Origin of the sequence: Methylomonas stagni, from assembly GCF_050154735.1 — a bacterium.
GTDB lineage: Bacteria > Pseudomonadota > Gammaproteobacteria > Methylococcales > Methylomonadaceae > Methylomonas > Methylomonas koyamae_A.
Map to the genome: position 1 here is coordinate 2,194,911 of NZ_CP189557.1, position 14,298 is coordinate 2,209,208.

The following is a 14,298-nucleotide window of genomic DNA, read 5'->3' on the forward strand; positions in this document are numbered from 1 at the left end:
CCAGGAACAAACGGAGAGACTCATGAATTACTCAATGAACAACAAACAAACGCTCAGCTATTTAAAAGCAGAAGCTAAAAAACTAGGCTGCACTTTAAAAGAGCAAACAATGACCATAAACGGCGGCAAAGCTTATAAATACGTTATTCGCGGCACTGACGACTGGCTTATAAAAAACATGACACTAGGGATGGCGCTAGAAAATTTCGAATCAGGAAAGTTAGCTGATCTAGTAAACAAAAATAGATAACCATAAAAAAAGCCGTCTTGGTTTCCCTCGACGGCTTTTTACCGATTAATCCACTTATGCAGCGTCAAAATACCGGCCCAGTTATGATAGATCAAAACCAACAAAAAACAAAGCCCGGCGCCCAGCCGGGCAATACCAACGCCCTAGCTAGTGAGCAGCCGGCAACTAGTCATCTGCAAATCCGCTGCACCCCTGCCGAAAAGGCTGCATGGGTGCATGCGGCAAATGGTCAAAAGCTTTCCGACTGGGTACGTGGCGCGCTCAACTCGGCAGCGTCTCCGCAGAACCGCAGATAAACCACGGTCGCCTGCCGCCAATACTGACCAAACATCTCGACGCGGCTCCGGCAACTGGCGCTAGGATGGTGCAGGATGCGGCTATCGCCCAGATAAATCGCGGCGTGAGCCGGGCAGGCGGCGCCGTTGAGCTGCATGATGATGATGTCGTTTGCTTGCGGGACATCGACACGCTGGAAGCTGCGCGCGAGAAAGCCATTGACGAAGGCGTTGGCGTTAGCCGGATCGTCCCACCAGCCCCATTGTTTGCGCTCGCCGTCGCGGATGTCGATATCGAGTTCGTGGCGGTAGTAATCCGCGACCAGATTCAAGCAATCCAGGACGCCGTACACGAACGGCCTACCTTCATAAGCCGCCGGCAGCACGCCGCGCGGCGTGTAGGTATGCAGCTCGCCGCCCGGATAGCTGACGATCATAAACGGCAAATTGCTACGCTCGGCGCTGGCAATGTCGGCGGCGCTGGGTTCCGGGCTTCGGTTCGGGTGGCTGTGATACACCGCGCGAATTTGCCGCGCATGGCGCGCATACAGCAAGGGGTTGATCAGAAACGCCCGCGTTGGGTCCGGGTGTGTGTTTTCGGCGCGAATCACGCTGATACCGACGCCGGTATCGATCAGCAGGCCGCAGGCTTCGCGCGGGAATTCGGCGGCGGCGTGGGCCAGGATGTCATCGAGAATAGCGGGAGCGATCATGACAAACGCCGTCCGAAATTGGCTAATTTTGACAACGCCACGTCCAATCGATCGCAAATCAGGTTTAACATTTTTCGACGGCGACCAAACGGCAATCGATTCCGGGCGATCCGCAATCTGTCTAACATTGATTCAAGATAGGGTGTCAAATTCATGTATTGCTCCGCCCCAGGCCAGGATTTCCGCCGTAATCGAGCGGGCTATTCGCGCCGAATCTCAGTTTGCAGTCGCTCAGACGCTTACCGCACACATCCAGCGCCGAGCTGCCGACTGGATCGCCGTTGCGATCGAACCACTTGGCCGGATTAGTGCCCGGCCAGCTGCACCCGGAACCGCCTGCGGTGGACTTGTAGCGATGCGGGCAGCCGGTGGCGATGGCGATCATGCCGGGCAATTGCTTTTCCGGTAAATCCGCCGGACTACCCAATTCGAACTTAACCGCTGACCAGGATTCCTCGGCGCGGCGTTCTATCAGATAAAACTCATCGCGATAGGCCGCTTCGTTGGCGACCACATATTGTGCAAGGGTGCGGCGGCGGCGGATCGTGGCACCGACTAGGTCTTGATGCGCGCGGCACAGATCGGTGATAAACCGGCCAGGGTTGCCGACCTCGGCCATTGGCCTAGGGCTGGCGCCGTTTCCGCGCTTTTCGATACCGGTGATGACCACATACCAGGGCTGGTAGGTGTCGCCCTGGTAGACGATCGGCGTGTAGTCGGTATCCTGGCCGGCGTAAAAATAATACACCGCGCCGACGCCGATGCTGTTCAGGTCCAGCGAATACAGATCAACCCGGCCGGACGGCGCGAGCTTATGGACTTCGGCGACTAAGCTCATGGCTCGAACACCTGGCGCACGGTGACCGACAACCGCCACAGGCCTTGTGACTTATCGACCTTTCGGGTATTCGGCACGGCTTTGTATTTGCGCTGCACGCCGTCGATTGGCGAAGTCCAGGTCATAGCAGTGATACAGCGGGCCGCATTCAACACGCCCAGCGCGGCTTGGATTTGATCGTCGTCGAGCGCATTCCAGGTCAGCGCCCAGCGCTCGAACACCGGATTTAAGCCGGTCTCGACAGTTTGCTGGTAGTTATCGCCCAGCTCCAGCACCTCGACCGCATCGCCGAAATCGGCGGCGGAACTGACGTGGACTAAATCGGGATAGGGTATATCGGCCATGCTTATGCCAGTAGCCCGCCAGGGCGTTTTTCGGTAGCGATAACCTCGCGGACTCGGGAATTGATCAGACCGCCCAGGGCTTGGGCGTTGTCCGCGCTACCGTTGCCGGTTACGTTGACCACCGTGCTGATTTGCACGTCGCCACCACCGCCGCCGCTGGACATGGCGGCGACTTGGCGACGGCTGAGGACCATTTCGCCGGTTTGCAGAATCGCCGGCACTTCGCCGGGCTGGAGATAGCCGCCGCCATGCAAGCGCGGCGCGCCGGCAAAGGCCGAGGCCGGCACGTCGATGGCTCTGCCGCCGGCGCCGACAAGACCGCCGTCGTGGAATAAGCTACCGACAATTGCAGCGCCCGCTTGAATCAATCCATCGCCACTGGCTTTATCGGTGCCGAAGTTCTTGCCAAGCAATAAATCGCCAAGTCTGGATGCAGCCCAGTTGGACGCCATCGTGGCCAACGTGTCGGCAAAACTCGCTTCTAAATCATCGAAGCCATTTCCGGTATTTCTGATGAACGATGCAAACGATGACTCGATGTTATGCGCGGCTTGCACGGCGAATTGGCTCAATTGGTCGGTGCCGGACAGGGCCGGATCGATAAAGCCGTCGTTGTAAGCCTTGCCAAGTTGATCGTAAGCTGCTTTCGCTTGTTTTTCGTCGATCGCGCCGAATTTTAATAAGTCCTGGGTTTGGCCGATTAGATTATTCAATCCGTCGGTGCCGATGCTGTTGGATCGCTCGAACTCGCCAATCGCTTTGCGCAAGTCGTAGTATGCATTCGCATCGTCGATCATTTGATCCCACTGCTCTTGTTGACGCTTGTCCACCGCGATATTCGCGTATTTAGCCTCGACTAGGTTGGTGAGAATATCGACTTCGCCGCCTTTGGCGTTTTTCAGTACGTTGGACAGTTCTATCGCCTGGCGCTGCTGGTCGGCGGACAGTTTGGAAATGGCGATATCGAGTTCCAATGCGGCAATGGTTTCCGCTACCGATTTACTCCGGGTTTTCTCGGCCTTGGCGGCTTGTTTGGCAGCGGATTCGGCGGACTTTGCGGCATGGCTTTCGTCTTGAAATTTAGCGATAAATTGCCGGGCCAGCGCTTCATCGAATGCTTTCGCCGCCGGATCAACGCTTTGTTGACGACGAGACGCGCTGAGCTTTTCTTCGATGCCCACGCGCTCGGCCAGCAAGCGGTTTAGCGTATCGTTTTCGGCAATTTCACGCGCGGCACCACCTTGCAGCTCACCACGCCGCAGCTCAGATAATTTAATTTTTTGTTCGGCGATTTTCCGATTGATGTCATCCAAGCCCTGCGATAATCCGCTACCGGTGCCGGACAATGCAAAATTTTTGTACCCGTCACTTACCCCTCTCAGCGCGCCCTCAAGCAAACCGAATTTTGCGATGTCTTTTTCCAACGCATCGCCAATCGATACCAACGGCTCTAATATTGATACCGCTGCTTTGCTACGAAAACCCACCGATCGCGCGGCTAACTCATCCAGCGTGTCGTTAAAGTCGCCCGCCTGCTTGGCCTGCTCAGCCGTGACACGCGACATTTCTTGTCCGTCTTTAATCAGCGCTCGAAACCCATCGCCGCCGCGCATCAATAGCGGTGCCATTTCCGCATAAGCCTTACCCAGCGCGGCGGCGCCAAAAGCAGCCCTGGTTTGCTGGTCCTGAATCGCGACATATTGATCAGCCAATTGCGCGAACGCATCCAGCGGGTCTTTGGCATCAATACCTATTTTTTTGAAATCATCGCCATTTTTGCCAATGTTCACGGACAATTTATTCAGCGATGTCGCCATCGCCTCGACCGAGGTATCACCCAGCTTAGCCGCGTAGTCAAAACCAGCCAGCTTTTCAACGGCGATCCCGGTCCGGTCGGACAGATCATTGAGCGCATCGACCGCGTCTAGCCCGGTTTTGACAAATGCCGCCAGCCCGCCCACCGACAACCCCACGCCGATCGCCGATAATGATCGGTCGATCTTCGTGCCAATCCGTTCCGCCTTGGATTGGAATTTGTCCAACAACTCCAAGCCTTTGTCTATCTGTCCCTCAAATTTAACTAAATTGGCGGTCATATCGACCGTTATCCCTTGTGCCATGTTATCTCCTTAGCTTAAGTTCGCGGGTGATGCTGTCCATGACGACATTCGCGGACTGCACAATTAAATCGGCGGCTTGCTCGGCGCGGGCGTTAAACGTGTCCCGCACGAAATGTTGTCCGGCGACCGCTTGGCCGCCGTAGCGGTAACGGATGCCTTGCTTAACCCGGCCGAAGCGGCGGCGGCTGGCGACCAATGCCTTTTTTTGATCGAGCTGCTTTTTAGTTATCACGCCCAGCGTGACCGCCTGCCGACCGGTGACTTGCTGGCTGCCCCGGTTGTAGCCATTCTCGACAAACTTGCCATACCACGCGCCTTTGGGGTCCTTGCGCGATTTGCCGGGATACACCGACACAAACACCCCAACCCGGCCATTTTTTTGCAGCCGGTTGATTTTTGAGGTGCGCACTTTCACCGCTTTGCGCAGCCGGCCGGTCTTGATCGGTGCCGCCGCGCGGATTTGCTTGGCCATGTAGTTGGCACCCTGGCGCAATGCAATGCGGGTTAATCGCTCGGCGAGCTTAGGCGTTAATTGCGACAGCGCGGCCTTGACTTCAGCCAGCCCCTTGACTTCGATCGCGCTATTCATGCGCCGGCTCCGGCTGGGTGCTGTCGATAATGGTTTCCAGCGTGACCGCGTAATCCGTGATTAAGCGCTGTCGATCGTACAAGCGTTGGTACACATCCACCGCCACACACTCCAGCTCGGCGGCGGACACTTTGGGCAATACCGGCCGGGCCGGCCGGTGCAACACCGCCGGCACGGTGACGGTGCGGATTTCCGGCGCGCAGCCGGTCAGCAATAGCGCCAGGCATAACCAGCGCATGCTAAAACCCATCCGTATCAAACTGGTCGCGGCGGCCGGCGGCGACCGCGACTTGTTCGGCGCGATGTTGCTCGGCCAACGCTTCGCCCATCCGCTGCACGGCGCTGGCGGTCTTATCGGTTTGCGCGACGGCTTGCTCGGCGATAGCGGCCCGCTGTTCGGCGGCCTGGCGGCTGGCGGCTTCGGCGGCGCGTTGCGCCGATTTGACCTTGACCAAGCCCAACAGGCCGAGGATTAACGCGGCCAGGCCGGCGACAATGTATAGTTGCAACATTAAATATCCTCCGGCGATTTATTGACGGCCGAATCGATGTTGTAGCCGGCCATGAAGGCCAGCGCGGCGCTGGATTGCGACAGCTCGACATCCCCGGCCAGATACAGCCCGGCAATCGCACCGATCATGCTGCACACCGACGCGACGGTGTAGCGCTTGTGGGTCAGCATGTAATCGGCAAAGCCGGCCTCGGTTTGGCCGCGCGCCCAGCGCTTGAACCAATGCGCGGTAAGCCCGGCAAAGCCGGTGACGATGAAAATGGCTAACTCCATGACTTTCCCCTATTTTTGGCGGGCATCAATGACGGCCCGCAATTGATATATCGCCCGCTCGATGTCGTCCAGGCCTAGCATGCCGCAGACGATCGGCAACGCGTCCCAGTCGATGACGCCGCCCATCAGCGCCAGCGCCTCGCCGATGATGATCAGTTCCGCCGGCGGCGGTTGCGCGGCTTGTTTGGTCAGCTTGGCCAGGGCTTGCGCCCCAAACCAAGCGGCTACTTTTTTGGTCGGCCTCGCGCTGGCCTTGATACTCCCACCACGCGCTAAGCACTGCCACGGCCAGCGCATTCAGCGCCGCCGGCCGATCCGATAACCATTCCCGCAGCACGTCCGGCGATAACGCGACCGGCTCCGGCACACCGCCGGGGATCAAATCGATTTCCCGCAAATCCCAGGCGTCGGCAAAACCCAGCGCGACATGCCAGGCAAACTCGCGCCAGGCACTCAAATTGAGGTCGATTTGTTGGGAAAACCAGGCTTGTCGCGCCGCTCGCGCTTGGTCGTCATCCATGCCGGCCGTGTCCGGAAATTCGGCCGAGGCATAATCCGGCACCGCCAGCCATTCCATCGGCGTCGGCCGGCGGATGGTGATTTTGTGGCCGTCGATGTCCACCACCCGCTGCCGGGCGGCACGCATTTTTTGTAGGATGTCGGCCATAGCTTAGCTACTGTAATAGGTTGGCACGCCATTAACGGAAATGCCGATTGGCGACACCGCGATTTGACCGGTGGAACCGGTCGGCACGCCGGACGCCGAAACGGTGCCGTTGAACACCATCCGTTCGCCGGACTCGAACACAAACATGAAGGCGCGCTCGGCTTTAAGCTTGGACGCGGCGATTGCGGCCTGAAAGCCGGCGTCGCTCAAATTCCATTGCGCTTGAATCGCGAACTCGATCGCTGAAAACATGCCGTACCTGATTTTTTTGATCGTGTCGTGAATGGTAGTGGCGTCGATTTTATCCGGCTCGCCACCGCTGACCGAGACACTGGCGAAGTTGCTGAAGGTGTTGCCGAACGTGACTTTTTGCGCCGATCCGCTGGAAAACGTCGAGTAGCCGGTGGTGTCTTCGCCCTCCAGACTAAACGAATCGGTTGCCGCGCCGCTAACGCGAAACATCCTGTTATTGACTTCTTTCATGCCTTGCGCAAGCAGCAAGACATAATCGCCATTGCTATAGCCGTTGGCAGTGGCGGCGGCGACGCCGGGGTTGGCCTTTGTGATGCCGGTGACGGTTTTTGCGCCGGCGATCGCGCTTTGCATGAACACGCTGACGCCTGTCCAGATGGGAGCTTGGGACATAGTGGTTTCTCGCTAAGAGACACCGCTCACGCGGTGGCGGCAACATCATCACGACGTGCCATGAAAACCCCCCGAATATATCGGGGCGTAATAACCCGCGCATGCGGGCTGCTGGCGGATAACTGCTGGCGCATGGGTATTTGCCGCTTGAGTTATCGTATTGAGCTTAGTAATTACGATCCGTGCGCAATTACAAGCAGGCGCCAAACGCCTTTTTAAACTGGATTTCGTTCGGCAGTGCGGTAATCGACGACTGTTGCGCTGCAATATTCACTGCCACCCTATTCGGATTACGCCAGGCAACCCCGCAACCGCCTCTAACTTAACTGACTTAATTTTTGGCTCAATTGCTTCTACTGTGCCAGGATAACTGACACGACTAGACGGAATGGGATCATCTACAATCTTGACAACCTGAGCAGGAACCACTCGCCTTACTTGATCATGGATTGTCGTTACATCTACAAACTCAACGTATTCCATCTGCGCTCCTTAAAACGGATTTCGTTCGGTAGTGCGGTAATCGACGACATAGGTTAACGCCACGACGTAGGTATCCGGATCAGCGTCGTCTTCGCGGTATTCGGTTGAGACCAAACGCAGATCGTCGACCCCGGCGGGCTTAGCCAGGGTTTGCTCGACCAGCTCGGCGTAATCGTCCATTTTGATTTCGGCATCCTGGCCGTCGGCCGGGTCCGATCCGCCGCGCAGCCACACATTGACCGATATGGTCAACGCGCGGCTTTGCGGCCTGGGCGCGGCATCTATCGTGGTATGCTCGACGGTTTCAGATTCCGAAAACAGCGTGACTGTCGGCATGGCATTCTGAGCTGGCGGCACCCGCTGAATCTTGCACGCCGCGCCAAACGGCGTGGCGGCAATCGCGTCGATTTGTGCTTTCAGCGCGGTGAGTATCGCGCGGCGCTTATGCATGCAGCGGCCTGTAATCCTTGTAGCCGCTCAGCAACTGCTTAGAGGCGTTGGGCATATCCAGCGGCCGAAATCCACTTTCGATCGTGCTTTGATAGCGCCAATTTTGGCCGACCATCAGCTTGATCGCGCTTTTAATGTCTTCCGGCACCGCTGACTGATTGCCGAAACCGCAAACATATTCGACCTGCACCGATCCGGGAAACGTCCGCGCATCGGGCCAGGTCTTGCCGTAGGCCGGTATCACCCGGCACATGACAACATCCACCGCGTATTCGCTGCTCTCCAGGGTTTGCCGGGTGCCGTTGGTATCCAAATAAGTAATGCTGGTGACCGATTGCAGCGGCGAACGCAGGTCGATTTGATACGGCACCCGCCCGCCGAGCGTGTCGCGCGGATAGGCACCGCAGGCGCGGCCCGGAAACTGATCGAAATGGCCGACCCAGGTTTGGCTGACAATTGCGAAATTCGCGCCCTCGTTGGACTCGGCCAGTAAGCGCGCCGTCGTCAGCAAGACTTCCAGGTTATCCTGTGCGGCGGTGAAATCGACGGTGTTCATGCCGAGGTGCGCGCGTAGTTCGTCGAGCGTGAGCGGCTCGGCGGTGGGTGGGGTTTTGATGGGCATTAAGGCTATATCAATGACGTGATTGCGTTGACAAGCTTGTCACGTTTAAAAATATGCCCAGCAGGATTAGGATGATATTGATCATACCCATAAGTAGCATTCCAAACGCCTGGTTTTTCTGGGTCGTGCAGCCCTGTGAAATTCATCACAATTACATTTGGAGAATTAATATTTAGAATTAGGTTTAGCATTTTATTATAGCTTAATAACTCGCTATTCGACAAAGCGGCGCCTCCCGCTGCTACGTATGGCTGTGGCGTATCTGTAATCAAAATAATATTGTTTTGCTCGCAATAGCTGACTAATTGCAAAAGTCGGCTCATTTGATTTTCCGACAAAAATGTATAATTTGAACTTCCATTGACCGACCAGGATTGGAAATAAATAACTTTTGGTTTTGTCAATGCCAGCAAATTCATTAATCTAGCAAAATAATTAATCTGGTCTTCTCCGGTTTGTGCCTGCATCCATATATTGACGGCAATTCCTAAATTATCTAATTCAGCTGCCGCTTGCATACAAAAAGACATGTTGACAGTATTACCTGCACCGGCGGTTGTAGAATCACCGAAACAAGCAATACTAATAACCTGTTTATTGAATAGAAACTCCAGTCCAAATGGAATAAATACGGGGGATTGTGTATTAGAATTTGTCCAGTTATCTGGAGTGGCTATCGCATCTGTCGTTTGGTTGCCCATAGAAAAAATATGATTATTTCCAGATAACCCATTAAAAAATGCTTGTGCTCCGGAAATATTTGTGTAGCCAACCCCGGTATTATCTGGATGATACATGGTAGCGTAAGCCAACGGAAGTGCGCCGCCGTCCAACCTGTCCAAACTTTTTACAGGCAACCAGTCGGATACAATATGCGACGGTATTTCGGCAGCCGAAGCCACCGGTCTCGTAACCGTTGCCGCTCCAGACCAAGTAAAATTCGTCCATCGACTATTGTCGACGGCTCCGGCTATTGTCGGTTTTAGTACATTTGCATAACTGTCGGCAACTGAAAAATTGCATTTAACGTTGGCCTGCGTCAATGTAGTACTAGCATTAAAGATATGCGCCCGAACGGCCGAATAGTGTTCTGGAACAGTCTGCACTAAACGCCAACTTTGTGAAGATGTAACAGAGCCGAGATTACTCATTTCGCCGCACGGCAGCAGCAGCCCGGCCGATTGCTGCGCCAGGCCGACCGAGCTCATGCCACCGCTACCGCTAATATTGATTAGCGATATGCCATCACACCAACTCAGGCGGCCGTCTATCAGCACTAGCCTATTTTTGCATCTGGGTAATCCGCCGGCAGCAAGATATTCTTGGTTACTGTCGAATATCAGTACAGTCGATTCATAAACATCTCCGCCGTTATTAATCAACCATAAATATATCGGATCAATTACAGATTTCCCTGCCGCTTGCGCGGCGGCAATAGCCGCCGTTGAATTATCGGCAATCTTCGCGGAAACCATGGATGATGCGTCCGCCGAAGAAACAGACACCAAGTTTCCAGCCGCAATTATCTGGCTATGATTAACGCCGTTATGTGTAATCGGAAAATTATAATCCGCCAGCAATAGCACAGTACCCATGATATTGACCTATATTTTAGCTATTTGAGCGCCGTTTTTCGTTGCGTAATCCACAGCATCCGGATTTGGATCGGCAATTCCAGAAGCGACCAGGCCATCAACTTGCTCGGCGGAACCGACTAGCACATGACCGGCCAGAATTTTGCGGTCGCTATCCAGCGCATAATCGACCAGCAACCGCACACTGACTGGCGCTTGATCTTCATTTCTGATTTCTTTTGTCATATATCACCAAAAAAAGGGGCAATCCCTTGCCTGATTTAACGCGACGGGTTAGGTTGCAGAATGTTGATACAGCTTGACGGCAGCGGTATCCAGTAAATTCCCGCCGGCGCGGGCGATGCCCATGAATCCGATTTGGCCTTTTGACGTAAACGCGGAATCGTCCCAGCGGTAAAGCACCACGTCCAGGGCATCACGAATCTGGTACTTACTTAAATCGCCAAAGGCTAAGGATTTTGCATTGGCGGCTGGAGTTGGCATGTCGTTGTTGATGCAGATGTCATAGCCCATCAACTGTTCGGCTTTAGTACCCGCTATGCCGGCATCATAAGACGGCGTCCAAATCGGCCGACCGGTGGTGTCTTTGATTTTGCGGACGACTTTGCGTAGCGCTTGAGAGATTAACCAGCACGCCCGATTGCCGCCCTCCTGATAGGCGTAATCGATACTTTCCTCCAGGTCTACCAAGTCATCGTAAATAATCGATGTGGTTTGTCCGGTTGTGCCGATTTTGCCAACACTGGCTGCGGTCACGATGCCATTTGGCTGGCTGGTGCCGGTACCCGTCGTAAAATACTGGTTTTCAACGCGCCCGATGCGGTTACGAATGCGGTTAAACACGAATCCCTCGACATCAATGGCGCTGTCTTGTAACAACTCCATCGGGATTGCAATGATTTTTGAGCCGAATTTATAGGCGTTGACCGGCACGGTACCGAATGATGGATCGAGACTGGTGCTAGATGCATTTTGTGTCAACAACTCCCCGACTTCCGCAGTGCCGTCGCTGCTGGGGTAGCTCATATCGTTACCGCCCGCCGTTGTAACCTGTGACGCCTCCCTACGCATACCGCCAAAATCTTTGAGTGCATCAATCAACACCGATGCAATTTCGGTTTGCACGGTATAACCGCCTTGGCTGCCCGTTGTGGTCGACATGGTGTTGCGGATGGCTGCAATTTCCTCAGGGCTGCGATCTTCCAGTTTTTTGCGAAAAAATGCGTCGACGGCCATTCTGGCTTCCGATTTTTCGGATTTTCCTTTGACTTTAAAATCGTCTATATCTTTAAAATTATTCTCGCGATCCTCTTCTTGCATACGACGGTGCGCATCAATCTGATTTTTTACCGAGTCAGCTTGATCCATAACGCTGTCAAATTCGGCTTGCTTCTCTTTCGACCATGACGCACTGCCGGTTTGCTCCAACAGGTTGTTGGCTTGATTAACCAGCTCGGTATGCTGCTCGCGCAACTGGTTTAATTTTGAACCGCTCGCCGCACCGACGATACCCAAGCCGGCCAGCCAGAAATTAGGCTGCTCTTTTGGTTTAAATTTTTCGACGGCGATGCCGGACAACTGCAAGGCCGGACCGGTAGCAGCAAACGCAGCCGGGATAGCAAACAGTGATGCGCAGATGACGAGTGCCAGCGTTAGCCAGCCGCGTATCCAATTAAGGTTTTTCATGGTTACTCCGTGCCGTTGTCGGCGATTGATCCGCCAAATAGCGGGCATAAAAAAACCCGCTTGCGCGGGCCGGTTGGGGTTAAGTTGGTTAAGCAGCTTTGGCTGTGGCCAGTCTTAATCGATTGCGATTAGCGGCCGCATTGGCCACCGGGGAGGCGGTACTAGTATCTGATCCTTCAGCCGCATCATCCCCAGTCAATCCATTATTTCTGGCTTCGCTCTCGGGTTGGTTATGCTGGTTTTGCTGATATTTATCAGCAGATTGTTGTTCGTTTTTCCTGCTTTCCTTGTTTGGCGCCTTGGCATAGGCTGACAAATCCCAATTAATCGAATTGCTGGCCGATTTATCAGCACCTTGGTTGATGCTGTCGGCAAAGCCATATTGCACAGCCTCTTCGGCGGTAAACCAGGTTTCATCCGCCATCCACTGCCGAATCTGCTCCGGATCTTGTCCCGTTTCCGTGGCGTAGGTTGTCACCAAAGATTCGTCGATTTTATCCAACAGCTTGGCGGTATCAGTTAAGTCCTTACTATTACCAAAGGCCACGGTCCAGGCTTTGTGGATCATGTAAAAACCACCGGGCGCCATCTCGACGGTATCAGCCGCCAACGCCAGGTAACTGGCCGCGCTGGCCGCATAGCCATCTATATGGGCAATGATTTGGCTTTTGTGTTCGCGGATGGCTTGTTCCATGGCCCGCGCCGCAAATACATCGCCGCCAGGGCTGTTGATGCGAAGATGAATAACCGGAGCATCGATAGCCAGCAGTTCTTTGATAAAGGTCAACGGCGCCACGCCACCCCAATAATCATCCGATACGATGACATCGTATAGATAGACCGTAGCGGATTCTGCGGTTTGCTCAGCGCGAAAGGTGCCGCGCTGTTTGTTAAGCGCTAGCAGTTTGATCAGTGACGGATGCATTGCTTGCCCCTTGTGTGATTGTCATGGCCAGATGATCCAATTCGGCATCAGGCGGCAGGTTTTCGAATTTGCGGATTTCGCTAACGCGCATAAATGCCGGCTCGCCGGCGCGACCCAGCGCGACGCGGTAGCCTTCCATGCGGGTTTTGTAGTCGCCCCGTTCCAACGCCGCCGTATTGAACTCCGCGAAATATTTAACGCGGTTTGGCCATATTTTTCGGTTAATCTCGCGTTCGATCTTTTTCAGATGCCGCAGCATGGTGAACTTTAGGAAGCCTAGCGAAAGCTGCTCGATCCCGGTCCCCCAGCTGGTAGCCGCTTGGGTGTGGCCGATCATATGCGGTGGCACACCAAAGCCGCGGGCAATATCTTCGATTTGGAATTGGCGGGTGGCGATCAGCTGGGCATCTTCGGCGTTCATGCTTAGCTCTTTAACATCAGCACCGCCAGATAAAAATGCTGGCCTGTGCGCGTTGTTTACGCCTTTGTGCCTCTCTTCCCAATAATCAAGAATTTGATTTTTTTGCTCAGGGGTTACGCTGCCGGGATGCACCAAGGCGTAATCCGGACGGGCGCCATTTTCGAAATATTTGGCGCTGAAGGTATCGGCGGCCAGGGCAATGCCGGCGCTATGGCGTAATACGTGCCTAATCTGGCTCATACCGTGCAGGCCGTTGAAGCCGGGGCCGGCCATGTGCAAAATATCTTCGTAGCCAAAATCTTCAATCGCGCCGTCAAGATGCGTGCAACGGTATTGCAAGCCCAGGCCTTTAGTCGATTTGTAAGGCGTTACGCCACGACGGTTGAACCATTCTATGCCGTTGATGGCCATGCCGTACTTTGGCCGACGAATGGCCATAATGCCGTCGCCATTTAATAGCAGGTTGGCCACGGCAGACTCCCACAATACCGATGCCGAGTAATCCGGGTTTGGTTGCTCGTTAAACAACCACCAGTAATCATGATCCACCGGCACCCGGGCGCCGTTTTGCCGCTCGTAAATTTGCAGCGGTATCGATGCCACGGTGCCGCCGATCAGCGCCACGCAGGCATAAACGGCACTGATCGACATGGCACTGGTATCGTTGACCGATACACCCGCCGCCGCATTGATGCCGCGCATCCAATCGCTAAATTCAGTTGGCGTGTAGGGGCCGCCATAGGCCGCATTGTTGACGCCCGGCGCCGGCTCAGGCGGTAAGGCAATGTCGTAGCGGTTGCGTTTTGGCTTGGCTCCGAAGCTGAATAGATTCATCATTATCCGAAATAGAACTCAGGGACTGGCCTATCATCAACCGCCGGCACTATGCAA

Annotated in this window: 18 protein-coding genes; 1 reads left to right on the forward strand and 17 read right to left on the reverse strand. The window is 54.7% G+C overall.

Annotated elements, in window-relative coordinates; all coding sequences use genetic code 11:
- Positions 1–22: 22 nt before the first annotated feature.
- On the forward strand, positions 23–250 hold the full coding sequence (locus ACP4CD_RS10120) for a hypothetical protein (protein ID WP_426994444.1): 228 nt from the start codon (positions 23–25) through the stop codon (positions 248–250).
- A gap of 229 nt (positions 251–479) precedes the next feature.
- Here ACP4CD_RS10120 and ACP4CD_RS10125 read toward each other — a convergent pair whose 3' ends face one another.
- The 17 genes from ACP4CD_RS10125 to ACP4CD_RS10205 form a co-directional block, all read right to left on the reverse strand.
- Complete coding sequence (locus tag ACP4CD_RS10125; protein ID WP_426994445.1) at positions 480–1,238, reverse strand: C40 family peptidase; 759 nt, start codon at positions 1,236–1,238, stop codon at positions 480–482.
- Between the two features lie 151 nt (positions 1,239–1,389).
- A complete protein-coding gene (locus ACP4CD_RS10130; RefSeq protein ID WP_426994446.1) occupies positions 1,390–2,076 on the reverse strand; it encodes a phage minor tail protein L in 687 nt (228 codons plus the stop codon).
- A complete protein-coding gene (locus ACP4CD_RS10135; protein WP_426994447.1) occupies positions 2,073–2,420 on the reverse strand; it encodes a phage tail protein in 348 nt (115 codons plus the stop codon). The genes ACP4CD_RS10130 and ACP4CD_RS10135 overlap by 4 nt, the downstream gene beginning before the upstream one ends.
- Before the next feature lie 2 nt (positions 2,421–2,422).
- Positions 2,423–4,540: a hypothetical protein gene (locus ACP4CD_RS10140; RefSeq protein WP_426994448.1), complete on the reverse strand. Its 2,118-nt coding sequence runs from the start codon at positions 4,538–4,540 to the stop codon at positions 2,423–2,425.
- Position 4,541: 1 nt separating this feature from the next.
- Positions 4,542–5,129 (reverse strand): HK97-gp10 family putative phage morphogenesis protein, encoded by a 588-nt coding sequence (locus ACP4CD_RS10145; RefSeq protein ID WP_426994449.1) that lies wholly within the window; start codon positions 5,127–5,129, stop codon positions 4,542–4,544.
- Positions 5,122–5,367, reverse strand: a complete 246-nt coding sequence (locus ACP4CD_RS10150; protein WP_426994450.1) for a hypothetical protein — start codon at positions 5,365–5,367, stop codon at positions 5,122–5,124. The genes ACP4CD_RS10145 and ACP4CD_RS10150 overlap by 8 nt, the downstream gene beginning before the upstream one ends.
- Before the next feature lies 1 nt (position 5,368).
- Positions 5,369–5,641, reverse strand: a complete 273-nt coding sequence (locus ACP4CD_RS10155) for a hypothetical protein (protein ID WP_426994451.1) — start codon at positions 5,639–5,641, stop codon at positions 5,369–5,371.
- Entirely contained in the window at positions 5,641–5,913 is a 273-nt protein-coding gene (locus ACP4CD_RS10160) for a hypothetical protein (RefSeq protein WP_426994452.1), read from the reverse strand. Before ACP4CD_RS10160 ends, ACP4CD_RS10155 begins: the two co-directional genes overlap by 1 nt.
- Before the next feature lie 25 nt (positions 5,914–5,938).
- Complete coding sequence (locus ACP4CD_RS10165; RefSeq protein ID WP_426994453.1) at positions 5,939–6,580, reverse strand: hypothetical protein; 642 nt, start codon at positions 6,578–6,580, stop codon at positions 5,939–5,941.
- A gap of 3 nt (positions 6,581–6,583) precedes the next feature.
- The gene (locus ACP4CD_RS10170; protein WP_426994454.1) at positions 6,584–7,225 is read right to left on the reverse strand and encodes a phage tail tube protein; all 642 of its coding nucleotides are present in this window, start codon (positions 7,223–7,225) and stop codon (positions 6,584–6,586) included.
- Positions 7,226–7,717: 492 nt separating this feature from the next.
- Positions 7,718–8,158 carry a hypothetical protein gene (locus tag ACP4CD_RS10175; protein ID WP_426994455.1) on the reverse strand — a complete coding sequence of 147 codons (441 nt, stop codon included), beginning with the start codon at positions 8,156–8,158 and terminating at the stop codon, positions 7,718–7,720.
- Positions 8,151–8,780: a head-tail connector protein gene (locus ACP4CD_RS10180; protein WP_426994456.1), complete on the reverse strand. Its 630-nt coding sequence runs from the start codon at positions 8,778–8,780 to the stop codon at positions 8,151–8,153. Before ACP4CD_RS10180 ends, ACP4CD_RS10175 begins: the two co-directional genes overlap by 8 nt.
- A 5-nt stretch (positions 8,781–8,785) precedes the next feature.
- Positions 8,786–10,375 (reverse strand): SGNH/GDSL hydrolase family protein, encoded by a 1,590-nt coding sequence (locus ACP4CD_RS10185; RefSeq protein WP_426994457.1) that lies wholly within the window; start codon positions 10,373–10,375, stop codon positions 8,786–8,788.
- A 9-nt stretch (positions 10,376–10,384) separates the two neighbouring features.
- Positions 10,385–10,600, reverse strand: a complete 216-nt coding sequence (locus ACP4CD_RS10190) for a hypothetical protein (protein ID WP_426994458.1) — start codon at positions 10,598–10,600, stop codon at positions 10,385–10,387.
- Between the two features lie 48 nt (positions 10,601–10,648).
- Positions 10,649–12,061, reverse strand: coding sequence for a phage major capsid protein (locus tag ACP4CD_RS10195; protein ID WP_426994459.1), 1,413 nt, complete (start codon positions 12,059–12,061; stop codon positions 10,649–10,651).
- Between the two features lie 88 nt (positions 12,062–12,149).
- Entirely contained in the window at positions 12,150–12,986 is an 837-nt protein-coding gene (locus tag ACP4CD_RS10200; RefSeq protein WP_426994460.1) for a head maturation protease, ClpP-related, read from the reverse strand.
- Entirely contained in the window at positions 12,952–14,244 is a 1,293-nt protein-coding gene (locus tag ACP4CD_RS10205; RefSeq protein WP_426994461.1) for a phage portal protein, read from the reverse strand. Before ACP4CD_RS10205 ends, ACP4CD_RS10200 begins: the two co-directional genes overlap by 35 nt.
- Between the last annotated feature and the right edge of the window lie 54 nt (positions 14,245–14,298).

What these genes read in the sequence shown, in the direction of transcription:
- ACP4CD_RS10200 (WP_426994460.1), bottom strand. Translation starts at nt 12,986, where the DNA reads ATGCATCCGTCACTGATCAAACTGCTAGCGCTTAACAAACAGCGCGGC.
- ACP4CD_RS10170 (WP_426994454.1), bottom strand. Translation starts at nt 7,225, where the DNA reads ATGTCCCAAGCTCCCATCTGGACAGGCGTCAGCGTGTTCATGCAAAGC.
- ACP4CD_RS10155 (WP_426994451.1), bottom strand. Translation starts at nt 5,641, where the DNA reads ATGTTGCAACTATACATTGTCGCCGGCCTGGCCGCGTTAATCCTCGGC.
- ACP4CD_RS10165 (WP_426994453.1), bottom strand. Translation starts at nt 6,580, where the DNA reads ATGGCCGACATCCTACAAAAAATGCGTGCCGCCCGGCAGCGGGTGGTG.
- ACP4CD_RS10180 (WP_426994456.1), bottom strand. Translation starts at nt 8,780, where the DNA reads ATGCCCATCAAAACCCCACCCACCGCCGAGCCGCTCACGCTCGACGAA.
- ACP4CD_RS10130 (WP_426994446.1), bottom strand. Translation starts at nt 2,076, where the DNA reads ATGAGCTTAGTCGCCGAAGTCCATAAGCTCGCGCCGTCCGGCCGGGTT.
- ACP4CD_RS10140 (WP_426994448.1), bottom strand. Translation starts at nt 4,540, where the DNA reads ATGGCACAAGGGATAACGGTCGATATGACCGCCAATTTAGTTAAATTT.
- ACP4CD_RS10135 (WP_426994447.1), bottom strand. Translation starts at nt 2,420, where the DNA reads ATGGCCGATATACCCTATCCCGATTTAGTCCACGTCAGTTCCGCCGCC.
- ACP4CD_RS10185 (WP_426994457.1), bottom strand. Translation starts at nt 10,375, where the DNA reads ATGGGTACTGTGCTATTGCTGGCGGATTATAATTTTCCGATTACACAT.
- ACP4CD_RS10195 (WP_426994459.1), bottom strand. Translation starts at nt 12,061, where the DNA reads ATGAAAAACCTTAATTGGATACGCGGCTGGCTAACGCTGGCACTCGTC.
- ACP4CD_RS10190 (WP_426994458.1), bottom strand. Translation starts at nt 10,600, where the DNA reads ATGACAAAAGAAATCAGAAATGAAGATCAAGCGCCAGTCAGTGTGCGG.
- ACP4CD_RS10125 (WP_426994445.1), bottom strand. Translation starts at nt 1,238, where the DNA reads ATGATCGCTCCCGCTATTCTCGATGACATCCTGGCCCACGCCGCCGCC.
- ACP4CD_RS10205 (WP_426994461.1), bottom strand. Translation starts at nt 14,244, where the DNA reads ATGATGAATCTATTCAGCTTCGGAGCCAAGCCAAAACGCAACCGCTAC.
- ACP4CD_RS10175 (WP_426994455.1), bottom strand. Translation starts at nt 8,158, where the DNA reads ATGCATAAGCGCCGCGCGATACTCACCGCGCTGAAAGCACAAATCGAC.
- ACP4CD_RS10145 (WP_426994449.1), bottom strand. Translation starts at nt 5,129, where the DNA reads ATGAATAGCGCGATCGAAGTCAAGGGGCTGGCTGAAGTCAAGGCCGCG.
- ACP4CD_RS10150 (WP_426994450.1), bottom strand. Translation starts at nt 5,367, where the DNA reads ATGCGCTGGTTATGCCTGGCGCTATTGCTGACCGGCTGCGCGCCGGAA.
- ACP4CD_RS10160 (WP_426994452.1), bottom strand. Translation starts at nt 5,913, where the DNA reads ATGGAGTTAGCCATTTTCATCGTCACCGGCTTTGCCGGGCTTACCGCG.
- ACP4CD_RS10120 (WP_426994444.1), top strand. Translation starts at nt 23, where the DNA reads ATGAATTACTCAATGAACAACAAACAAACGCTCAGCTATTTAAAAGCA.